Genomic DNA, 19,647 nt, shown 5'->3' with positions numbered 1-19,647 from the left:
TCTTGGATAGCAACCATTGTAATGGGCAGCGCTGGCGACATTTCAGCGGCCGCTTACTTCCGCGCGTGTCGGGTGATTCAGGATTTCCTGACGCCCGGATCAGGCTTTGCCGTAGTCATTTGCAGCCGCCGACGACTGTGCGCTAGCGCCCGTTCATCCATCATCGGTGAGGCTTGCGAAGATCGAAAGGCGATGTGCAAAATGATTGCGGACTTTCTGGACCGACGCAGGCGCTTGCAAGAGATCGACAGAATTTGCCAGCGCCTGTTCGAAACGTGGTGCGAGGCGCGCAGCCTGACACCGCTGACATACCTGCTGTTTTGCTGGCCGTTGCGCGATACCCGTCCTGTCGCGATACGACGTTTGCAGCAGACGTTGAAGGAATTGCGCCGCGATCATGCGGAAGGTTTCGATGCCGGCACGTTCGTGGCGCTCGATCAACTCGTCGACCGGCTCGACGAACTGGTCGATCGGGCAGAAACCCCGGTGACGTTTTCGCTGGTCACCTAGCCGGGCGCAACTTGCCGGCCGCGAATCCTGCGAATGCGAGATGATCGGACCAAGGCTTCACCAATCGGGCGCCTCACGCACGAGTTCGGATTCGGGACATGATCAAGATCCTCATCGCCGACGATCACGCGATCGTGCGCGGCGGCCTCAAGCAGATCATCGCAACTACCGCGGACATGATCGTGGTGGAGGAGGCTGGCCACGGCTCCGAGGTGATCGACAAACTTCGCAGCTGTGACATCGATCTGCTGTTGCTCGACATGACGATGCCCGGCATCAGCGGCGTCGATCTGATCCGACGCGTGCGCTCGGACCGACCAGGGTTGCCGCTGCTCGTGCTCAGCATTCACAACGAGGCGCAGGTGGCGTCGCGCGCGCTGAGGGCAGGCGCGACCGGTTACGTGACCAAGGACAGCGATCCGGACGTATTGCTGGCGGCAATCCGTAAGCTCGCCGACGGCGGACGCTTCATCGACCCGAAACTGGTCGACGCGATGGTCTTTGAAAAGCATGCGGGAGACGTGCCGCCGCACGAAGTCCTGACGGATCGGGAGTTTCAGGTGCTACAGCTGATCGCGAGCGGCCGGAGCATCAATGACATCGCGGAAGCGTGCTCGCTCAGCGCCAAGACGATCAGCACCCACAAGATGCGGCTAATGCAAAAGCTGGGTCTTTCGAATAACGCGGAGGTGATCCGTTATGCGATCAGGCACGGCTTGATCCGCGAGTAGTCGATGAAGCTGGACCAATGCTTTCGAACGAACCCGTCGCGCGGGTACACCTGGTGTGGGAGAACATCGCATGGAAGTGCTATCGGCGAGTGAAATCGAATTGCGGGCGTGGATAAGCCGATGGTATGACCATGCCGTCGCAGCGGGCCTCGTACGGCCGCCTTTTCTGCTCGACGATGCAAAGGCCATGCGCCTCGAGGCCTATTTCGCCGCGGGGTTGACCCCGGAGGAGGGTGCGCAACTGTTCTTCGGAACCGTGCATTAAGCCGCGCCGCTCCTTGCGGTTCATCGACCGCAAATTCCCTCTCGAACCTCGATGCCAGGCGCAAGTATCTGGCACTCGCCTCGTCGCCCGTCGCTCGCAATTCCGGTTGACTCCCTCGCGTCTCGCCCGCTCATCATAGGCGCGCATTTCCCACATATTGGGGAAACTCCCTGGCTCTCGAAAATTGGAATCCGACTTAACAAAGTTAGAATGACTGCTCTAAGACGGCTTCAGACCGTCTGCCCGACCGACGGCCCGGCGTGGGAACGACATTCACGAATCGCAGTGGCAGCGATCACCGTGTCCGCGAGAACTTGAGAGATATCCCGTGAGCAGCCCAAAACAGATGCCATTTGCCCTATCCGTTCCGACCGACGTGTCGCAACTGCCGAACCAGTTCGTCGCCGGCTTTTGCGCGCTGATGAGATTGAACGTCGACACGTGCAGGTCCGCGGTCACAGGTGCCGCGCTGCACTGGGAAAGCGTATGGCGCGCCCAGACACCTGAACAGTTGATCAGACGCCAGGCCGATGTGATGCCTTGGCTCGTCCTGCAGTTCGCCGATTACACGCGCGGCTGGATGGATATCGCGTCGGAAACCATCACGCCGTGCCGCGCCGTTAGCAATCACGACGACGCGCATGAGTCCCACGAGGGCCCAATCTCCGCTGAGCAGCCGGCCTGCGCAACGGGCGTCGACCCGACGCTGAGCGAGGACATCGTGTCGCCGCAGGAGCAGCGGGACGGCGAGTCCGTCGCCGAAGCAGACGTAGGGGAAATGGTCCGCGCCATTCTCGAACGCGTTGCAAAGGCGACCCCTGACACGCCGGAACGCCGAAGTCCGCCTCGCGCACGCCGCTCGTCGACCCGATAGACGACAAGCTTCCACACATCCTGCCGGGTCCGGTTCTCGCGTGCTGCGGATGCAGCCGTGGCCGGATCTGGTCACCCGTCGTTCCTTCCCGCCGCGAGGTAAGCGATATGTTGAGCCCGCACGAAGTGGCCACGCTGCTGCTGTTGAAGAATGCGCCTGAACGAATCGATCTGGATCGGGCAGAGCTTGGCGCGCTGCGCGAACTGCAGTTGATCACGAATGAGCCAGCTGGCTCGGGCTTCCGGCTTCCTCACGTGACGCCGCGTGGCGACGCTGTGCTGCGTGCGTTCGCAAGGGTCCGTTGACTGGTGCCAGACAGCAAATAACACAGCATTCTCCCGGCGCGGGGAACGAATTATGCGGCAGCTCGAACCGAGGCTCGCGGTTCGATACCTGAAAACATCCGACAGGACGCTGCCACCAGTTTATGAAATATCTCGCCCGGGTTGCCGCACTTGCCGGCCTGGCGATCGCGGTCTGGCTCGTCTGGCACGTCGACGCGCAAAAGGTGCTCGGTTTGATGCGCGCAGCCGGCGCCGGGCTCGCGCTTGCAGGGATGGTCCATGTTCTGCCGATGCTCGCCAACGCGAGGAATTGGCAGATGCTGATGCGCGGCCCGCTCCGCCCGAATCTGTTCGCCGTACTGCGCCTCGTCTGGATTCGGGAGTCCGTGAACGGCATGTTGCCGGTCGCACGAGTGGGCGGCGAAGTCGTGACCTTTCGCATGATGCGCAAATGGGGCATGGAGCCGGCCCCCGCCATGGCGAGCCTCGTCGTCGATCTCCAACTGACGCTGATCAGCGAAATGCTGTTCGCCATTGCGGCCATCGGCTATCTGATCGCCCATGCCGGCGCCACGGCGTTGCACCTCGCAGCCAGGCTCGGAGGCGGCATCGCCATTCTGGCGGTTCTGCTTCTGGCGTTTTCGTTCGTGCAGCGAGCGAGTCCGTTCGCCCGTCTGACGAAGCTGTTCAATCGCATCACCAGCGGCAAATTCCGCTCGCTCGTCGGCGAGTCGGTGCGCATCGATCAGTCGATTAGCGACCTCTGGCATCAGCCCGGTGTGATCATCCGTTACCTGCTCGTCTGGCAATCACTCCAATGCATCGCGACCGCGCTCGAGCTGTGGCTCGCGTTCTATTTTCTGTCGGCCAAAGCAAGTTTCCTTCAGGCACTCGTGCTGCAGTCGCTGATCCAGGCGCTCAGCAGCGTCGCGTTCTTTGTGCCTGGCGCGCTCGGCGTTCAGGAAGGTGGATTTCTGCTGATCGGTACGGTGCTTGGTTTTCCTCCGCAGCTTTGCCTCGCGCTCGCGGGTGCGCGCCGTTTTCGTGACATCATCGTCTTTCTGCCTGGGCTGATTGCCTGGCAAGTGGAAGAATGGCGCGACAAGCGGCGGGCTCCGGCCAATGCGACGCCAGGTGGCGCCGCAGCGGAAGCCGGTGAGCACCGTAGCCGCCCTTCGCAGAGGGTCGGTCGCAAATCATGATGCGAGACACTGGAAAGCATGATGCGGTAGTGCTGTTCGGCGCCTTCGATCGCCACAACCTGGGTGACCTGCTGTTCCCTCATGTCGTGGCAAAACTGCTTGCGTGCGAGCGCGTGATCTTCGCCGGGCTCGCGCAGCGCGACCTGCGCGTCTACGGTGGCCACGCTGTACAGGCGCTCGCGCAATTGGCTGCCGAACGCGGCAAGGATCGCGTGCATATCGTGCACGCAGGCGGCGAGATCCTGACTTGCGGCGACTGGGAGGCGGCGGTGATGCTGCTGCCGCGGGACGAGGCACAAAAGATCATCGCGCGACTGGATGCACCTCACGATGAGCGACGCTCGTGGGCACGTGCGCTGACGGGCCTCGATGCGCTTGCCCCCTACATGGCGTCTCGTGAGATGTTTCCCTTGGCGTCGAGCGTCATTTATCAAGCGGTTGGCGGCGTCGATGTCGAGCGGCTGGACCCCTGCATGCGAGCAGAAGTCCTGTCGAAGCTCACGCAAGCCGACGACGTCAGCGTGCGCGACGTCAACACGCAGAACGGGCTCGCCGCGGCTGGCATTCTCGCGCGGCTCGTGCCGGACCCGGCGGTGATGGTGGCCGAGCTGTTCGGCGCGACCATTCTCGCGCACAAGGAGCCGAGCGGCGTGGCGAACTTGCAGCGGACGTTTCCCGATGGATATATCGCCGTGCAGTTCAGTGCGGACTTCGGCGACGATACAACGCTCGGTGTGCTAGCGCGCGAGCTCGATCGCGTGTCGAACGAGAGCGGGCTTGGTATTGTGTTTTTTCGAGCGGGTGCCGCGCCTTGGCATGACGATATGGCGTGCTACGAACGGATTGCGGCGCGGATGAAGGTCTCACGTACGCAACTCTTCCGATCGCTGGAGATATGGGACATCTGCGCACTGATCGCGGATGCCACGGCCTATGCGGGAAGCAGCCTGCATGGACGAATCGTCGCGATGGCGTTCGGTGTGCCGCGGGTGAATTTCGTTCATCCGGCGCGCGCGCATGACACGACGAAACAGTCCGCGTTTGCCGCGACGTGGGAGCCAGCGGCCGTGCCGGGCAGCGTCGGGATCGAGGCGCTTTCGGAAGCAATGCTCGATGCTCTGACGATCGACCGGGTGTTGCTGGGGCGGACGGCCGCATACCTCGCCGCTCGCTATCGGGAGGGGTTCGCACAGATGCGCGCCGCGATGTGTTGCGCGTGAAATGCGGGGCCTTGCGCGACGAGCGCAAGGCCCTGTCAGACAAACGCTGCAAGCAATGTCGTCAGATTTTCAGTCGAGAAACCTTGGTGCCGGCCAGCGACACGTCAGCCATCAGACCTGAATTCGTCAGCACGATCGCCTGGACGGGTTCGGTGGCCGTTGTCGTATCGATCGTGCCGTTCGCTCCGATCTTCACGAGCGCGACCGAACCTTCGCCACCGACCGACCATCCGTTGGATTTGCGAAAGCTGTCGAGCGCCTCTTGCGTCATGAACAGAAAGATCATGGCCTTCGACTGCGCGCCCGCCTGCAAGCCGAACGACCCGGATATCGTCTTGAAGTAGCCGACCGATTTCCCGTGCACCCGCAAAGCGCCTTCACCGTATTGGCCACCCGCGATGAAGCCGACCTTGAGCACGGACGGGAACACGAGTACGCCGTTCGCCTTGTCGACGAGTTCTCTTGAACCTTTGACCGTCTCGAACAGCCGCGACAGGGTCTCGTTGACCTTGGCATCGATGACCTGCCGCTTCGACGCGTTGGATTCGGCGGCAACGGCGTCACTCATCGTGACCGCGGAGCCGCTCAGCGCCACACCCGCGACTGCCAGAACCGCGGCACCTGTTTGTAAGAAGCTTCTTCTGCGCATGGCTGCCTCCATCGTGGTTCACGGTTTAAACCGTGATGCTGCAATGGTTGAAGGAATATATTCCACCGACACTTGCCAATTGCGTTGACTGCTGCGGGACCGACTGCCTGTTGCGTTGAAAAAATAAGCCGTGCATTCAGTCACCACCTGATCGTAGAAGATGACCTCCCAATTGTATGTAAGGGGCAGCACGGGTATTGCGCTGACATGCGTCGATACGCGCAATTTGCGAATCGGCAAAGGCGGGCTCATTGTCGACGAGTGCAGAAAGCCCACGGAAATGGCCGGACGGCAGAAAGACTGAATTCCGTTTCGTTTCTCCTTTGCTTAGCCCGCGTGTGCGAGCGCGCGTGTCGTGCGAACCGTGGACGGGCGGTCGCGCAGCAGTAGTGGCATCAAACGCCGATTGGCTGTCCGCGCCGCCCACTCGCAATACGCGGCGCTGCCGAGCACCCAGCCGTTGAGCGTCGACTGCATCAGGTTCTCGACCTCGCATTCGTCAAGCGGCCGTGCGCCCAGATCGCGGTAAGCCTGTTGGCGCTCCAACGGCGTATTGCCGAGCGCCCGGTATAGCGCGTGATCCTTGATGAAGCTATCCACACGCTGCCCGATGTGATGCGCGCAGCTCGACCACTGGTAGTTTGCCGGGTCGGCAACAAGGCGGTTGCGCACCGGCGCCTGATCGATGACCTGGCTCGTGAGCAGGAAATACCGTTCGGGCTCGATCACCGTCGCCCGGTACCCGCCACGCCACACCGCACCGCGGCGTCCATGGCGGCGGTTGAAGGTCTCGACATAGCGACGGCACACTGCCTGCATCGCCATGGCCACGCTCGATTCGTATGAAGGCGTGACGAGCAACTGGACCGCGTCAGGCATGAGCACCCACGCGTGGACTGCCAGATCGGCGACCCGCGCGGCGTCTGCCAGACAGGCGAGGAAGTACAGGTAGTCTCCTTCGTCCAGAAATGCAGGGCCCACGATTCCCTGCAAGATTACGTGTTGCGGTTGTTCGGGGACGTAGTGCCGTGCGAGCCGTGTCATGCTGAATCAACTGAAAATCCGCTGTGGGAACGCGATCCCACAGATATCGCACGCGTCATGGTGCGTAACGCGCTATAGAAAATTCTATCGATCATCTGCGCGCATTTGCATCGCGAAAAGGCCATTTTTCTGGCCTCTTTTCGTTGATTTGCCGCTCGCAGCCAGCGTTTTTTATGTCACCGCTGAATTGCGGCGCCGCTTCATCCTGACGATCAGCTATCCGAGCTGACGCGGCGCGCGATAACGCGGTCAATGAGTTCATCGAACTGCTGACTGCGTTCTACGGCATTTTGCGCATTCAGGCGACAGCGGACTCGCGCTATTTCATCGCGAACTGCGTTGAACGCGTGCATGAGCGGTTGCGTTGAAAGCGACGCTCGTCGTCGAGTGAATGGCAAGACGTGACGCGCGCGGCGAGGACCGGATGGTTTTCGTCGCGCCGCGTTTGCCTGGCGGGCGCGGCGACGATCGGTGCTTCATCATTCCAGTCCCTCGTGCTTCATCGCAAGCTGGACGGCCGGACGCGCGCGCATCCGTTCGGCAAAGGTTCGCAATTTCTCAGGCACTTCGATACCCACCTTTTGAGCCCAGAGCAGCATGGTGAACAAATAGGCGTCCGCCACACTCGCTTCGCTGCCGAACAGGTAATCGCCCTTGAACATGGTGGCGATCAACTGAAAGCGTTGACCGAGCTTCTCACGCGCTGCCGTTGCTTCAGCATCCGAAGTGGGCTTGAAAACACGGCCGAACTGCTTGTGGATTTCTGTCGAAATGAACGCGAGCATCTCGAGCAGGCGCAGGTTGCCGGGTTCGCTATTGGGCGCAAGGGCAGGCTTGCGCTGTGCGACCCACGAAAGAATCGCGATATTCTCGGTAAGCCGCTGACCGTCATCCATCTCGAGGGTTGGGACGTAGCTCTTTGGATTGATCTGGTTGAACTGCTCCCCCGTTTCCGTCTCCTTCGACTTCAAATCGACGCGAACCCTGTCGAAAGTGAGGCCGGCCTCATGCATTGCGATATGGTCGGCGAGGCTGCAGGCACCTGGCGAATAGTAGAGCTTCATGGTAGGGGTCCCCTTTTCGTGAAATGAACTGAACCGTTTCATTGCAGCAAAGGGTATGCCGCCGTCATAGCCACGGTCCCGCAGACTCGATAGCAAGTAGAAAGTGGGGTCACTAGTATTCTGACTGTGGCTCCTACAATAATTCAAGCTGTCTGACCCGCCCATCCAAACCAGCATCACAACCGCAGCAGTGCATCGGCGACGCTCAGCACAGGAGGGACTATGCGGTCGGAAGTGAAGTCCGGCGTGCGTCTGAGACGTTATGCAATCACGGTGGCGGCCGTCGTCGTTGCCCTGATCGTCGTCGGACGCATCACCGGCGTCCTCGTCGACTGGCTGTGGTTCTCTTCGGTCGGCTATGGTGGCGTTTTCTGGACCATCCTTTCCGCGCGGGTGCTGCTCTTTGCGACGGTGTTCGCAATCTCGGCGTGCGCGATCTGGGTGTCGGGGATGTTGGCGCATCGTTACGCGAGGCGTGTCGATGTCTTGCGAGCGCAAGCGGGCGATCCGTCGCATGCGAGCGAGGTTGCCGTCGAACTGTCCGAACTGATCGCGCCGCACGTTCCCTGGCGCGCCAGTATTGCCTGCGCCGCGGTCGTCCTGGGGCTGGTTATCGCCGCTAGCGAAGTTTCGAGCTGGGACATCGCGCTTCGCTTCATTTATCAGGTGCCTTTTGGCGAGCGCGATCCGATTTTCGACAGGGATATCGGCTTTTATCTTTTCTCGCTCCCCGCGTATGTCGCTCTGAAGAACTGGCTGCTGCAGCTAGTGTTCTGGAGCGCGGTCGTGGCAGGTGCTGTGTACGCGTTGCGCGGCGACATTGCGCTGGAGCGGCCACCACGCACGCTGTCGGCCGCCGCCATCACTCATGGCTCGGCACTGCTCGGTTTGTTCTTTGCGGTGAAGGCATGGTCGTGGTGGCTCGACCGCTTCCTGCTGCTCTATGGCGACAACGGCGTCGTGGTCGGCGCGAGCTATACCGATGTCCACGTCGAGTTGCCGGTCCTGTGGATGCTTGTCGGCCTTGGAGCCGCCTCGTCGGTTGCTGTTTGGATCAACATGCGCCAGCGCAGCCATCTGCAGCCCGTCGCTCTCGCACTTCTCGTATTCGGCAGTTCGATTGTGTTCGCCGAGATCTATCCTTCGCTGTTTCAGCGCTTCTATGTCAAGCCGAGCGAGCTGAAACTGGAAACACCCTATATCGAACATACGATCGCGCTAACGCGCCAGGCGTACGGCCTTGCAAATATCGAGGTCAAGCCGTTCGAGGCCGAGCAGGGATTGACGCTCGACTCGCTGCAGGCCAATCGGGCGACCATCGACAACATCCGGCTTTGGGATGTGCCACCGCTGATGGACACTTACGCACAGCTGCAGGAGATCAGGACTTACTACAAATTTCTTTCGGTGGACATCGACCGCTATCAGCTCGATAGCGGATACAGGCAGGTGGTGCTGTCGGCGCGAGAACTGGAACCGGCGATGCTGCCGTCCAACGCCCAAACGTGGGTGAACCTGCACCTTATCTTTACTCACGGCATCGGCGTCGTGATGTCGCCAGTCACCGAGAAATCCACTGAAGGCTTACCGTCTTTCTATCTGCACGATATTCCGCCCGTCTCCAGCGGCGGGCCGGCGATTCGCGAACCACGTCTCTATTTCAGTGAAGGCCGGCAGGACTATGTGATCGTGAACGGCAATGTAGCTGAGTTCGACTATCCCCGCAGGCCGACCAATGCGTACACGAGGTATAGCGGGCGCGACGGCGTCGCGCTCGGCGGTGTGGGACGCCGCAGTCTCTTTGCCTGGCAGCTCGACGATCCGAACATTTTGCTGAGCGGCTATATCACGGATCAGAGCCGGATACTGCTTCACCGCAACATTCAGGACCGCGTGCGTACGATCGCGCCGTTCCTGACTCTCGACCATGACCCGTATGTCGTCGCAAGCGATGGGCGCCTGTTCTGGATACAGGACGCCTACACCGTCAGCCAGTGGTTTCCTTACTCCCGGCCCGGTTTCGGCGACAACGCCAATTACATTCGAAACGCGGTCAAGGTCGTGATCGACGCGTATAACGGCACGGTCGATTTCTACGTCAGCGATCCCGCCGATCCGCTCCTGCGCACCTACGAGCGCATCTTCCCCGCTATGTTCAAGCCTTTGGACGCGATGCCAGCGGGGCAACGGCAGCATATCCGCTACCCCGAAGACCTGTTCCTGATCCAGGCGCAGCTCTATCGCGCGTATCACATGGATGCGCCGGAAGTGTTCTACAACCGCGAGGATCTGTGGCAGTTTCCTCAGGAGCTGGTCGGCATGGATGGCGGGAGCTCCGCCAGCACGATGCCGCCGTATTACACGATCATGCGACTCCCCGGCGACCCGCGCGCCGAGTTCATCCTGATGCTGCCGATGGTGCCGAGCCAGCGGGAGAACATGATTGCCTGGCTCGCGGCGCGCTGCGATCAGCCCGGGTACGGCAAGCTCATCGTGTATACCTTTCCGAAGGACAAGCTGGTCTACGGGCCGTTTCAGATCGAAGCGCGCATTCAGCAGAATACCGAGATCTCGCAGCAGATTTCGCTGTGGAACCAGATGGGCTCACGCGTCATTCGCGGTCATCTTGTAGTCGTGCCGATCGAGAACTCGATCCTCTACGTTTCTCCGCTCTATTTGCGCGCGGCCTCCGGTCAGTTGCCGGAGATGAAGAGAGTAATTGCCGCCTATGGCGACCGTGTGGTGATGGAGGACACGCTGGATCAAGCGCTGGCGGCGCTTTTCCAGGAGACCGCGCGAGCGGCATCGCCATCCCGGGGCACAGTGGATGCTCGCGCGCGAGAGGCACTTGCTCACTATGACCGCGCGATCGAGCGACTGAAGGCGGAAGACTGGAGCGGCTTCGGTGCGGAACTGAATGCGCTGCGGCCGTTGCTCGAGGCACTCGGTGCTGGCCGTTCCGATGATCACAAATGACCAGCGGGACAAGGAACGGGTCGTTGAAAGCCTGCGCGTCGATCAATGCGGTTCGCCGAGGCAAGCGTCGGCAACATCGACGATCGGCTCGCTGTCGGCGTGAGCTTCAGGAAACCGATCAACACACCTGATCTGAACGTAGGTCCACCAGGTTCCCGGTGGATCGTGACCCAGCCACATCACCGTGGCTGCGACCTTGGTTCGCAGCCCCCATTGCCGCCAGTCGGCGCCGGTTGGCGAAAAGTTTCCGTGAATGTCCTTATAAAGGTTGCGGTCCAGGCCGTACCGCTTCAGATAGGGCGGGTTCATGCGTTCCTCGACCGTAGCCGGCTCGCCACGTCCGATGCCCACCTGCGCTATAGCCGTGTCCCGGCGGAAATCGCTGACCGCACGGCCGACCACCAACAGCTCGAACAGCAATACCCCGCCAACGGCGATGCAAGTCGCAATAATGCAAAGCGAGAGCGCCCAAAGCACCCGCCTTGTGGTCGTCGGTGTCTTCATCCCTGCCGACCTCCCTACCGGCATTGGGATTCGCTGCCAGCAAGAGCCAAGCCGGTCCGCAGTCCAGCACGGGTACTTCAGGCCCTTTGTAGAAGGTCAATCGCCTTTTCGGCGTCGTCCAGCGAGTCGAGCGCGAGATAAGCGATGAATTGCGTGCCAAGCACAGCGGCCGAGACGCCGCGCAGATTGATCCCGCCATCCGCCAGCATCTGGCTCAATTGCGCGATGATGCCCAACTGGTCCAGACCCATTACACGGATGGAGTGAAGGCTCGGGGTGACGCTGAATCCCGCCTGGGTGGCGGCGCGCGTCGCACTGTCTCCCTGTAGCGGAGCGACGAACACGACTCCTTTACCCGATGCCTCTGGCGTGCGACGCGCCACGATGAACTGCAAGTCGGCACCAGCATCCCGCAAGACGCTTAAGACTTTTGCAAGACCTCCCGGTTTGTCGTCGATGGTAGCTGCCCAAACCTCGACACGTTCCACACTCAGTTCCATGGCCGTCCCTCCCGGCTCGAACCTCATTAGAAAAATCTACTTCACGAACGGCATGCGGGCAAGGCCCGTTGGACCGCGCACCGGTCGGCGATCCGCGTCCAACTTGCTGCTGCCTGGCATCTGTATCAAGATCAAGTCGCCTCTTCACACACAGGCGACTCTGATGACAGACGATCCCGATGACGATCCCGACAAGCTCAAAGGCCCAGGCGGCATGAGCTTGAGGCAGATCCACGAACAGGTGCAGAAGTCCGTCCAGCGCGACCGCGAAGCGCAGACTGCGCGCCACGCGCCCGCTCCACCGCAAAGCCGCTGGCAGCGATGGGTGCGCTATGTATGGGGCCGCACCGGGCGGCGTTAGCCGCAGGTTGAACAGGGCCTGCACTGCATCTACCCGGCTACCCATTTGGGTGGTGTGCGCCCCCTGTGGTTCTGTCATTGTGAATCCGTCGTCATAACGCAATGGGCAGGGGGCTTGAAATGGAAACCACATCCTCGAGCAGCAATCCTTTGATGGATCTCTCGGACGATCTGGCGGACATCGTCGCGCGAGTGGGGCGGAGTGTCGTGGCGGTACACGGCCGGCATCGCATGCCGTCGAGCGGCGTAATCTGGCGCCGTGGCGTCGTCGTGACCGCCGCACACACGCTCAGGCGCGAGGAAGGGATCGAAGTCACATTGACCGACGGCCGTACGGTCGCCGCGGTCCTCGCGGGTCTGGACCCGGGCTCCGACGTCGGCGTGCTGAAACTGGACGGTGTCGATCTCGATCCAATCGATTCTGGCGATGCCCACTCACTGAAGCCGGGTCATCTTGCGCTCGCCGTCGCCCGTGCGGATGATTCCGGCGTTAGCGCTGATTTTGGCGTGATCGGCGGCGTAGGGGGGGCCTGGCGCACGTGGCGAGGCGGACAACTCGATGCGTTCGTGCGACTGGACGGCGGCCTGCGCCCGGGTTTTTCCGGGGCGGCCCTCGCGGATATGCGCGGGCAGGTCGTCGGCATCTGCACGTCGGCACTGATGCGCGGCGCCGGCATCGTGATTCCCGGGACGACCGTGGAGCGCGTCACCGATGAACTGTTGGCGAAAGGGCGCGTGTCGCGGGGCTACTTTGGTGTCGGCACGCAGCGGGTCGGCCTGCCGGACGCCTGGGTCAAGGACATGAACCTGTCGTTCGGCAGTGGCTTGTTGATCAACTCGCTTGCGCCGGGCGGCCCTGCGGAGCAGGCGGGCGTGCTGATAGGCGATGTACTGATCGAACTGGACGGCAAGCCTTGCCGCGACATGGGCGACGTAAGTGCCGCGCTGGGCTCCGCAAGCGTTGGACAGCAGTTGCAGATCGCCTTGATCCGAGGCGGCGAACGCCACGCGTGTTCGGTAACAGTGGGCGAACGGCCCCAACGGAATTCGTGCAGATGAGGTCCGGGAAGGGACGAAATGTCGGATGGACGGACGAGACAGACGGCGCCTTTGCGGGTCGCAGTGATTGCGGCATCGTGGCAAGAGCGCGCGAGCCTGCAAGCGCTTGTCGAGGCGAACCCGGCACTCGAATTCCTGGGTAGCGCAGCCGATGCCGAAAAGCTCGTCGATTGCCTCGCCGGATCGGTGCCGGAAGTGATCGTCGCCGACACCGCGCCGGAGGCAAGCGACGCGTTCAAGATTCCACTCGAACTCTCGCACGCGTTGCCGTCGCTCGTGCTGTTGAGCGACGACCCGGACAGCGACTGGATGCTCGATGCGTTGCCCACCGACGCAGTAGCCATCCTGCCGCGCAACGCGATGCCAGCCGAAATCGTCGTCTCCATCGAAGCCGTGGCCGCGGGCCTTTGCGTGCTGACGCCCGACATCCTCGCAAGGCTGCTCGCGGAAACGAGACCGTCGCGCCAGAAGGCACCCGGCGAAACGTTCGAAGCGTTGACGTTACGAGAGATCGAAGTGCTGGCGATGCTCGCCGACGGACTCGGCAACAAGGAGATCGCGCGGCAACTCGACATCTCCGACAACACGGTGAAATTCCACCTGTCGTCCATCTTCGGCAAACTCGGTGCGACCAACCGCACCGAGGCGGTGATGCTCGGCATGCGGCACGGATTCATCATGGTGTAGAAAAGCTCGTGTTTCTCCACCCACGACGCTGGACGACGTCATGTTCGTGCGTTTTCCACTAGCGCGGCAATCTGCACGAGCTCGACGTCGGGGCGTACACCGTAAAGACCGGTTACCCGCTCGCGGAGCTCATCGGTGAAGAACGCTTTGGCAGCGTCCTCCGATTCCCAAACGGAGAAGTTCGTGGCTTCACGCTTTGCGGAATTGAGCGTGAAAGCCTTTGAACGTAGCCCGGGCATTCCCTCGAACCTTGCACGTGCGGTCTCGGCAATCGTCCGTACGGCTCGGCTTCACCCACCTCAACGAAGAATCATCGGTGGGATCTCCGCGACCAGTGCATCGATCGCGCAACGAGTCTTCGATGGAAGATATCGCGTGTTCGGCCACACCGCGTGGATGTCCTGTGGTCGCACGCCGCAACGCTCCCTCACCGCGACGAGTTCGCCCGTCATCACATATCGTGTCAGCAACCAGCATGGCAACTGCACTAGCCCCAGACCGGCGACACCGGCTCCGGCAATCGCCTGGATATCGTCGAGGCTCAGTTGCGGCTTGATCAGCAATTCCCGTTCAACCCCGTCCGTGTCGAGTACGCGCCATGGCGACACCACGCCGGCGCGCGAGTAAGCGATGCCCGCATGCTTCGCGAAATCGTCGATATCGACGGGCGTCCCATGCCGCGCAAGATACGCCGGGGCCGCTCCGATGCTGGTTTCCTGAACGCCGAGATGCCGTGCGGCGAGGCTCGTGCTGTCGCGCAAATCGCCGATGCGCACCGCAAGATCGATGTTTTCCTCGACGAGATCGACTGCCCGGTCTGTAAACGAGATGTCGATCTGTAGTTTGGGGTGCTTGCGTGCCAGTCCGAACAACACCGGAGCGACGCAATGGTGGCCGAATGCGAGCGGCGCGCTGACCCGCAGGCGACCGCGTGGCTCGCTGTATCCGGTCTCCAGTTCGGCTTCGGCGGCGTCCAGCTCGGCAAGCGCGCGGACGCATCGATCGTAATAGCTGCGCCCCGCCTCCGTCAGTGTCTGGCTACGCGTCGTGCGCTGGAGCAGGCGTACGCCGAGGCGCGCCTCGAGCTTCGCAATTACTTTGCCGATGGCCGACCGCGTGAGGTGCATGCGTTCGGCCGCAACCGTAAAGCTACCTGCTTCGATCACCTTGACAAAGACCGCTATGCCATCGAGTTGATCCATCGAATTGGGTCCTTGTGGGAATAAGTTGTGGGAAAAAACTGCCTCAATAGGGACAATGGTTCCCGTTATAGTACATCGGACGTGATGCTGCTGATCGATTAGCTCCCTCTGTGTACGCCGACCTGTACGCACAAACGCACCTTTTTCCTGCGATATCTCATGACACTCGCCACCCCTCCGAAAAATGCCGTGGCGCTCGCCGCGGTATGCCTGACCTCGCTGATGTTTGGCCTCGAAATTTCCAGTGTGCCGACGGTGCTCTCCACCCTTGAAGGCGTGCTGCACGCAGATTTCAAGGAGATTCAATGGATCATGAACGCCTACACGCTCGCGTGCACCACCGTGCTGATGGGCACCGGCGCGCTGGCAGACCGTTTCGGACGCAAACGCATCTACGTGGCCAGCATCGTGATGTTCGCGATCACCTCGCTCATCTGCGGGCTCGCACAGAGTGCGTCCGTCCTGATCGTCAGTCGTTTTTTTCAAGGGATCGGCGGCGGAGCGATGCTGATCTGCCAGGTGGCGGTGCTGTCGCATCAGTTCCAGGAGGGGCGCGAGCGCAGCAAAGCGTTTGGCGCTTGGGGAATCATCTTTGGCATCGGCCTTGGGTTTGGTCCGATCATCGGCGGCATGATCGTCGCAGTCGCCAACTGGCAGTGGGTGTTCCTCGTCCACGCGTTGATCTCGATCGTGGCGCTAGGTCTCGTCTACGCGGGTGTGCAGGAGTCCCGTGACCCGCATGCGCAACACCTGGACGTTGCCGGCATCCTCACGCTTTCCGCGTCATGTTTCGGGCTCGCGTATTTCATTACGCAAGGACCGGATTTCGGCCTGGACAGCCCCGCCGCGCTCGGCATCATCGCGGCGACGGCGTTGAGTTTTATCGCGTTCATCCTCGTCGAGAAGCGTAGTCGTCGGCCGATGTTCGACTTTTCCGTGTTCCGGACCCGCCGGTTTTCAGGTGCGATATGCGGATCGATGGGCATGAACTTCAGCTACTGGCCGTTCATGATCTACTTGCCGATCTATTTTCAGGGCGCGCTCGGCTACTCGAACGTGAAGTCCGGACTGTCGCTGCTCGCCTATACGCTACCCACGCTCATCGTGCCGCCATTTGCTGAGCGGCTTGCGCTGCGCTTCGATGCACGCAGGGTCATTCCGCTCGGACTGTTCATCATCGGTCTAGGCTTCATCGTGATGAGGTTCGGCGCTGGCGTGGAGCAGGCGAGTTGGCTCACGATGCTGCCGGGATGCCTGTTGTGCGGAACCGGGCTGGGGATGACCAACACGCCGGTCACCAATACTGCGACCGGCTCGGTCTCGCCGAACCGCGCAGGCATGGCCTCGGGTATCGATATGAGCGCGAGACTGATCAGTCTGGCCATCAATATCGCGCTGATGGGTTACATACTCTTCGAAGGCGTGCTTTCTAATCTTTCTCGCGCGCTTCCCGGCTTTTCCGAAGCATCTTCGCTGCGTTTTCTCGCGCAAAAGGTGGCCGCAGGCAATTTTGCGGATCTCACGCAGGACAGCACGAAACTCGCAAGCGCCGATCCGCATGGCGTGATCGCTCATGCGGCGCTCGTGCACGGCTTTGGTCTCGTGATGCTGTACGCCGTGATCTGTGTATGGGCTTTGGCGCTGCTCAGCGTCGTCGCGTTCGGACTGGGCACGTACGCGCATCGTCCGAACTCTGCGCTGGATGAGTGTGTCCGTCGCCCGAGCACGTAAGCCTGCTGAATCACGCGTCCCACTGGGGAGCGAAGGGGGGAACGACGTAACGCTGATCCTTGCGAAGCGCTGCGATTGCTTTGCGGTCATCGTCGTCGAGTCGAACAGCCAGTGCATTCAGATTTGCTTGCTGGCTTTCGCGCCGCTGCGCCTTGGGGATCGCAATAACGCCGTTCTGATCGAGCAGCCAGGCAATTGCAATCTGTGCGGCAGTCGCACCGTGCTTGCTGCCGATCCGCGCCAATGTCGCATCGCTCGCCGCACGTCCCTGTGCGAGCGGCGCATACGCGACCAACGGAATGTTTTTCGAGCGCAGATAGGCGAGCATCGCGGACTGATCCAGGAACGGGTGATATTCAAGTTGATGACAGGCGATCGGCGCGCCTATGTCCTCAACGGCCGCTTCGATCAACGGCATATTGAAATTGCACACGCCGATGCCGCGGGTAAGCCCCGCCTCCTTGAGCTGCATGAGCGTCTCCAAAGCAGCCGCAAGATTCATGTCGCGGGACGGCCAATGGATCATGTAGAGGTCGACGAAATCAAGTCGCAGCTTCTCGAGGCTCTTGGCAAATGCGCGGCGCAGGGCGTTGGGTTCGAGGTTCTCGTGCCATACCTTGGTCGTCACGAATAGCTCGTCCCGCGCGATGCCCGAGCCGGCGATGGCGGCCCCCACCGATTCTTCGTTCTGGTACATCTCGGCGGTATCGATATGCCGATAGCCGACTTCCAGCGCGCTTTCTACGACCGGCTGACAGTCGTTGCCGGGCATGCGGAACGTACCGAAGCCCAGGCGTGGTATGGCGAGTTCTCCGCGTTTGATCGTTTCCATGCTGTTCCTCCTGTGTTGGTGAGGCGTCCAATGTCTCACGCGCCAATTGATGAATAAAGTATGGCTCAATCAAATATGAAATGATTAAAATCACGAATCCATCAGTATTCGAGGCGCATCATGACCTTCGACGGTCGATTGTTCGCGGGGATAACGGTGCTTGCCGCTGTCGCCGAAAGCGGAAGTTTCGTTCGTGCCGCGGAGGCGCTCGGCGTGTCTCCGTCGGGCGTAAGCAGAGCGATAAGCCGGCTGGAAAAGCAGATCGGCGTTCGCTTGCTCGACCGTACGACCCGATCGCAAACCTTGACCGACGAAGGAAGGCGTCTCTACCAGACTGTCAGCCCACATCTGGTCGGCATCGAGTGCGCGGCAAGTACAGCATCGGGTTCTGCCGGCGTGGTCCAAGGCAAGTTGCGCGTCAACGTGGACCCGTTCTTTTCCCGGACCGTCCTCGCGTCGAAGCTGCCCGGATTTCTGCGGCAGTTTCCAGAGCTTTCGGTGGAATTGATCATGCGCGATGACGTGGGCGATCTCGTTGCGGATGGCTTCGACCTTGCGATACGCTTCGGGCCGCCACCGGTTGGTACTCTGGTTGCTCGCAAGCTGCTGGAAGCGCGGATCATCACGGTTGCGTCTGCGGCTTACCTTGAAAGCAACGGCCGCCCCAATTGTCCTGATGACGTCGTCGATCACGAACGCATACTTTTCTACAATTCCTTATCGGGACGCCCCTTTGAATGGGAGTTCCAGCGGGGCAAGGAAGTCGTCAGCATCCCGGTCTCCGGGCGGCTGCTGGTCTCCGATGTCGGCACGATGCTGAACGCTTGCGTAGCGGGCGCAGGAATCGCCCAGGTCATGTCGATCGGCACGGAAACACTGATCGCACAGCACGAGCTTGTCGATCTGTTTCCGGACTGGCCGGATGAACGTTTCCCTCTATATGCGCTCTATCCGTCGCGGCGGCACCTGGCCGCAAAGGTGCAGGCGTTCATCGCGTTCTGCGTTGATGCGCAGATCACGCCAAATGAGTCCGCGACCGCGGAGCAAGCAAAGCGGAGCCGATCTCCATCGAGGCGTTCGCGTTCCCGCCCGCGCTGATATGGGCGGAGAAGGCGAGGAGCGGGGATTTCGAATATTTAACGAACGCTGACCGGCGAGGCGGCACAGGACCCAAGGAGGCTATGCGATGCTCGCACTCTTTACCGATTTCGGCGCCGACGACATCTATGTCGGGCAGGTAAGGGCCGCTTTGCTGCGACACGCGGCAGCCGGCACCCCCATTATCGATGTGCTGCATACTGCCCCGAACTACGACCCGCGGGCAGGCGCGCATCTACTCGCGGCGCTAGCACGGTGGTATCCGCCGGATTGTGTGTTCCTTGGCGTGGTCGATCCCGGGGTGGGTAGCGAGCGGGATGCCGTCGTGCTGCAAGCCGACGGGCAGCGGTTCGTCGGGCCGGACAACGGGCTGCTCTCGGTCGTGGCGGCGCGCGCGGCACATACCCGGGCCTGGCGGATTACATGGCGTCCCGCTGCGCTTTCCGCCTCATTTCATGGTCGCGATCTGTTCGCCCCGATGGCGGCATGGGTGAGCCGCGGCGAGTTGCCTTCCGACAAGCTCGTTGAGAGGACAGGCTTGAGCGTGCAACTGGATGCGGGCGATTTCGCCGAGGTCATTTACGTCGATCACTACGGCAATGCGCTGACGGGGCTGCGGGCTGGAACCGTGCCGAGGTCTGCACGGCTGAGCATCGCAGATGCCGATGTCGAGTATGCGCGGGTCTTTTCCGATGTAACGGCCGGTCGAGCTTTCTGGTACGAGAACTCGATCGGGCTCGTCGAGATCGCCGTGAATCGCGGCAGCGCCGCGACGCAGCTTGGCGTACGTGTCGGAGATGCGGTCCAGGTGAAGGAGGGCGGCGAATCGGTGACGTAGCGCCGCCCTATCAGAGT

22 protein-coding genes are annotated in these 19,647 nt (G+C 61.3%); 15 read left to right on the top strand and 7 right to left on the bottom strand.

The features are described from left to right. Positions 1 to 21 precede the first annotated feature (21 nt). The 7 genes from AB3X95_RS09920 to AB3X95_RS09890 all read left to right on the top strand — a co-directional run bounded on the left by AB3X95_RS09920 (position 22) and on the right by AB3X95_RS09890 (position 5,086). Complete coding sequence (locus AB3X95_RS09920; protein WP_260332329.1) at positions 22 to 510, top strand: hypothetical protein; 489 nt, start codon at positions 22 to 24, stop codon at positions 508 to 510. Between the two features lie 98 nt (positions 511 to 608). Continuing rightward, positions 609 to 1,241: a response regulator transcription factor gene (locus tag AB3X95_RS09915; protein WP_176366556.1), complete on the top strand. Its 633-nt coding sequence runs from the start codon at positions 609 to 611 to the stop codon at positions 1,239 to 1,241. Positions 1,242 to 1,311: 70 nt separating this feature from the next. Continuing rightward, the gene (locus AB3X95_RS09910) at positions 1,312 to 1,506 is read left to right on the top strand and encodes a hypothetical protein (protein WP_176122018.1); all 195 of its coding nucleotides are present in this window, start codon (positions 1,312 to 1,314) and stop codon (positions 1,504 to 1,506) included. 328 nt (positions 1,507 to 1,834) lie between these two features. Continuing rightward, positions 1,835 to 2,380 (top strand): phasin family protein, encoded by a 546-nt coding sequence (locus AB3X95_RS09905; protein ID WP_368621215.1) that lies wholly within the window; start codon positions 1,835 to 1,837, stop codon positions 2,378 to 2,380. A gap of 107 nt (positions 2,381 to 2,487) precedes the next feature. Beyond that, positions 2,488 to 2,685 (top strand): hypothetical protein, encoded by a 198-nt coding sequence (locus AB3X95_RS09900; RefSeq protein ID WP_368621214.1) that lies wholly within the window; start codon positions 2,488 to 2,490, stop codon positions 2,683 to 2,685. Positions 2,686 to 2,807: 122 nt separating this feature from the next. Then, positions 2,808 to 3,866: a lysylphosphatidylglycerol synthase domain-containing protein gene (locus tag AB3X95_RS09895; RefSeq protein WP_368621213.1), complete on the top strand. Its 1,059-nt coding sequence runs from the start codon at positions 2,808 to 2,810 to the stop codon at positions 3,864 to 3,866. Continuing rightward, positions 3,863 to 5,086 carry a polysaccharide pyruvyl transferase family protein gene (locus AB3X95_RS09890; protein WP_368621212.1) on the top strand — a complete coding sequence of 408 codons (1,224 nt, stop codon included), beginning with the start codon at positions 3,863 to 3,865 and terminating at the stop codon, positions 5,084 to 5,086. Before AB3X95_RS09895 ends, AB3X95_RS09890 begins: the two co-directional genes overlap by 4 nt. A gap of 61 nt (positions 5,087 to 5,147) precedes the next feature. On the opposite strand, the gene AB3X95_RS09885 is transcribed toward AB3X95_RS09890, so the two are convergent. Together AB3X95_RS09885 and AB3X95_RS09880 are read right to left on the bottom strand one after the other, a co-directional pair. Next, complete coding sequence (locus tag AB3X95_RS09885; RefSeq protein WP_368621211.1) at positions 5,148 to 5,735, bottom strand: YSC84-related protein; 588 nt, start codon at positions 5,733 to 5,735, stop codon at positions 5,148 to 5,150. A gap of 327 nt (positions 5,736 to 6,062) precedes the next feature. Beyond that, positions 6,063 to 6,779 carry a transposase gene (locus AB3X95_RS09880; protein WP_368621210.1) on the bottom strand — a complete coding sequence of 239 codons (717 nt, stop codon included), beginning with the start codon at positions 6,777 to 6,779 and terminating at the stop codon, positions 6,063 to 6,065. Here AB3X95_RS09880 and AB3X95_RS09875 point away from each other — a divergent pair. After that, positions 6,778 to 7,008, top strand: a complete 231-nt coding sequence (locus AB3X95_RS09875) for a hypothetical protein (RefSeq protein ID WP_368621209.1) — start codon at positions 6,778 to 6,780, stop codon at positions 7,006 to 7,008. The genes AB3X95_RS09880 and AB3X95_RS09875 overlap by 2 nt on opposite strands. A gap of 250 nt (positions 7,009 to 7,258) precedes the next feature. Here the strand turns inward: AB3X95_RS09875 and AB3X95_RS09870 are convergent, their stop codons facing one another. Continuing rightward, positions 7,259 to 7,843: a glutathione binding-like protein gene (locus AB3X95_RS09870; RefSeq protein ID WP_368621208.1), complete on the bottom strand. Its 585-nt coding sequence runs from the start codon at positions 7,841 to 7,843 to the stop codon at positions 7,259 to 7,261. 222 nt (positions 7,844 to 8,065) lie between these two features. Here AB3X95_RS09870 and AB3X95_RS09865 point away from each other — a divergent pair, with 222 nt between their 5' ends. Then, a complete protein-coding gene (locus tag AB3X95_RS09865) occupies positions 8,066 to 10,819 on the top strand; it encodes a UPF0182 family protein (protein WP_368621207.1) in 2,754 nt (917 codons plus the stop codon). A gap of 42 nt (positions 10,820 to 10,861) precedes the next feature. Here the strand turns inward: AB3X95_RS09865 and AB3X95_RS09860 are convergent, their stop codons facing one another. Then, a complete protein-coding gene (locus AB3X95_RS09860) occupies positions 10,862 to 11,323 on the bottom strand; it encodes a hypothetical protein (protein ID WP_176366549.1) in 462 nt (153 codons plus the stop codon). A gap of 77 nt (positions 11,324 to 11,400) precedes the next feature. Then, positions 11,401 to 11,823 carry an ACT domain-containing protein gene (locus AB3X95_RS09855; protein ID WP_176111182.1) on the bottom strand — a complete coding sequence of 141 codons (423 nt, stop codon included), beginning with the start codon at positions 11,821 to 11,823 and terminating at the stop codon, positions 11,401 to 11,403. A gap of 163 nt (positions 11,824 to 11,986) precedes the next feature. On the opposite strand from AB3X95_RS09855, the gene AB3X95_RS09850 reads away from it, so the two are divergent. From AB3X95_RS09850 to AB3X95_RS09840, 3 genes are all read left to right on the top strand, one after another. Further along, entirely contained in the window at positions 11,987 to 12,184 is a 198-nt protein-coding gene (locus AB3X95_RS09850; protein WP_368621206.1) for a hypothetical protein, read from the top strand. A gap of 152 nt (positions 12,185 to 12,336) precedes the next feature. Continuing rightward, a complete protein-coding gene (locus AB3X95_RS09845) occupies positions 12,337 to 13,242 on the top strand; it encodes a S1C family serine protease (protein ID WP_368621479.1) in 906 nt (301 codons plus the stop codon). A gap of 18 nt (positions 13,243 to 13,260) precedes the next feature. Continuing rightward, positions 13,261 to 13,929, top strand: coding sequence for a response regulator transcription factor (locus AB3X95_RS09840; RefSeq protein WP_368621205.1), 669 nt, complete (start codon positions 13,261 to 13,263; stop codon positions 13,927 to 13,929). Positions 13,930 to 14,228: 299 nt separating this feature from the next. Here AB3X95_RS09840 and AB3X95_RS09835 read toward each other — a convergent pair whose 3' ends face one another. Then, complete coding sequence (locus tag AB3X95_RS09835; protein ID WP_176366548.1) at positions 14,229 to 15,131, bottom strand: LysR family transcriptional regulator; 903 nt, start codon at positions 15,129 to 15,131, stop codon at positions 14,229 to 14,231. A gap of 159 nt (positions 15,132 to 15,290) precedes the next feature. On the opposite strand from AB3X95_RS09835, the gene AB3X95_RS09830 reads away from it, so the two are divergent. Next, positions 15,291 to 16,862, top strand: a complete 1,572-nt coding sequence (locus tag AB3X95_RS09830; RefSeq protein ID WP_368621204.1) for an MFS transporter — start codon at positions 15,291 to 15,293, stop codon at positions 16,860 to 16,862. Positions 16,863 to 16,872: 10 nt separating this feature from the next. Here AB3X95_RS09830 and AB3X95_RS09825 read toward each other — a convergent pair whose 3' ends face one another. After that, positions 16,873 to 17,694: an aldo/keto reductase gene (locus AB3X95_RS09825; protein WP_368621203.1), complete on the bottom strand. Its 822-nt coding sequence runs from the start codon at positions 17,692 to 17,694 to the stop codon at positions 16,873 to 16,875. Positions 17,695 to 17,814: 120 nt separating this feature from the next. On the opposite strand from AB3X95_RS09825, the gene AB3X95_RS09820 reads away from it, so the two are divergent. Both AB3X95_RS09820 and AB3X95_RS09815 read left to right on the top strand, forming a co-directional pair. Beyond that, positions 17,815 to 18,792, top strand: a complete 978-nt coding sequence (locus tag AB3X95_RS09820) for a LysR family transcriptional regulator (RefSeq protein ID WP_184227538.1) — start codon at positions 17,815 to 17,817, stop codon at positions 18,790 to 18,792. Positions 18,793 to 18,880: 88 nt separating this feature from the next. Continuing rightward, entirely contained in the window at positions 18,881 to 19,630 is a 750-nt protein-coding gene (locus AB3X95_RS09815) for an S-adenosyl-l-methionine hydroxide adenosyltransferase family protein (RefSeq protein ID WP_368621202.1), read from the top strand. Positions 19,631 to 19,647: the final 17 nt, after the last annotated feature.

Source organism: Paraburkholderia sp. BR13444 (assembly GCF_040948755.1).
Taxonomy (GTDB): domain Bacteria; phylum Pseudomonadota; class Gammaproteobacteria; order Burkholderiales; family Burkholderiaceae; genus Paraburkholderia; species Paraburkholderia youngii.
Note: the sequence above shows the minus strand (reverse complement) of the source record. Positions and strands in the feature narration are given on the sequence as shown.